This is a genomic window from Terasakiella brassicae, assembly GCF_014641495.1.
GTDB classification, from domain to species: domain Bacteria; phylum Pseudomonadota; class Alphaproteobacteria; order Rhodospirillales; family Terasakiellaceae; genus Terasakiella; species Terasakiella brassicae.
On sequence record NZ_BMHV01000065.1, the window covers coordinates 1 to 1346 of the forward strand.

Genomic DNA, 1346 nt, shown 5'->3' on the forward strand with positions numbered 1-1346 from the left:
GTCCAGTCCGATATAATGTCTCATGGTCACGTTCCTTTTTATGGCCTTTATGAAGCTGCTTTCACAGACTTCGAGCTTACCATCGGAGCGTGACCAACCGCTATTACGGCCATGTTAGGGAGCTTTGAATGTCGGTTTTTTTGGAAAGTGCGATTAAAAAACTGACGGCCGGAGCATTTTTTTAGAATTCACGGGAGAATTTAACTATGAAAAAAACTTTGTCTGTCCTGACGGGCGCATTTGTTGTTACGGCTGTTACGGCCACCGCAGCAATGGCGGCCAGCACCCTTGATACGGTAAAAGCACGCGGTGAGTTGCTGTGTGGTGTTTCTGCCGGTCTTCCGGGCTTCTCTCTGCCTGATGAAAAAGGGAACTGGACAGGTCTTGATGTGGATACGTGCCGTGCGGTTGCGGCGGCTGTTCTGGGTGATGCCAACAAAACGAAGTTCATTCCGCTGACCGCGAAAGAACGTTTCACCGCATTGCAGTCCGGCGAGATTGACATGCTGTCTCGGAACACCACATGGACACACACACGGGATACCTCTTTGGGTCTGAACTTCACCGGCGTGAACTATTATGACGGTCAAGGCTTCCTCGTTCAAAAAGAACTGGGTGTGAAATCTGCGCTGGAACTGGACGGTGCGTCCGTTTGTATTCAGGCCGGGACCACAACCGAATTGAACCTTGCGGATTATTTCCGTCTCAACGGCATGAAATTCAGCCCGGTTGTTTACGATACGGCGGACCAGACCATCCAAGGGTTTGCGGCGGGTCGTTGCGACATTTTGACCTCTGACCAATCCCAGCTGTACGCGCTGCGTTCCAAGCTGGACAACCCCGATACAGCCGTTGTTCTGCCGGAAGTTATTTCCAAAGAGCCGCTCGGCCCGGTTGTTCGTCAAGGTGATGACCAGTGGTTTAACATTGTCAAATGGACCTTGTTTGCACAAATCAATGCGGAAGAAATGGGTCTGACCTCTGCCAATATCGATGCGGCCATGAAAAGTGAAAACCCGTCCGTTCAACGTCTTGTCGGCACAAGCGGTGATGCGGGTGCGAAGCTTGGCCTGGGTGCAAACTGGGCGTTTGATGCTGTGAAACAGGTCGGTAACTACGGCGAAATGTTTGATCGTAACGTTGGCCCGAACACACCGTTGCAAATCTCTCGTGGTTTGAACGCGTTGTGGTCTAAAGGTGGTCTGCAGTACGCTCCGCCGGTTCGCTAAGATCACACGGTAGTTGATATATGGGTGAGTGTGTTTTCTGCGGAGATTTCCTCGGCTAACACACTCACTTTTTCTTTTTTTAAGAGTTTGGAGTGTGCATATGTCGCAAACAAAGAA

Annotated in this window: 1 protein-coding gene; it reads left to right on the forward strand. The window is 50.7% G+C overall.

The features are described from left to right. Positions 1–206 precede the first annotated feature (206 nt). Positions 207–1229 carry an amino acid ABC transporter substrate-binding protein gene (locus IEW74_RS17175; RefSeq protein WP_188665533.1) on the forward strand — a complete coding sequence of 341 codons (1023 nt, stop codon included), beginning with the start codon at positions 207–209 and terminating at the stop codon, positions 1227–1229. The last annotated feature ends 117 nt before the right edge of the window (positions 1230–1346 follow it).

Excerpts from the sequence above, each read along its gene's own strand:
- IEW74_RS17175 (WP_188665533.1), top strand. The coding sequence starts at position 207 with ATGAAAAAAACTTTGTCTGTCCTGACGGGCGCATTTGTTGTTACGGCT.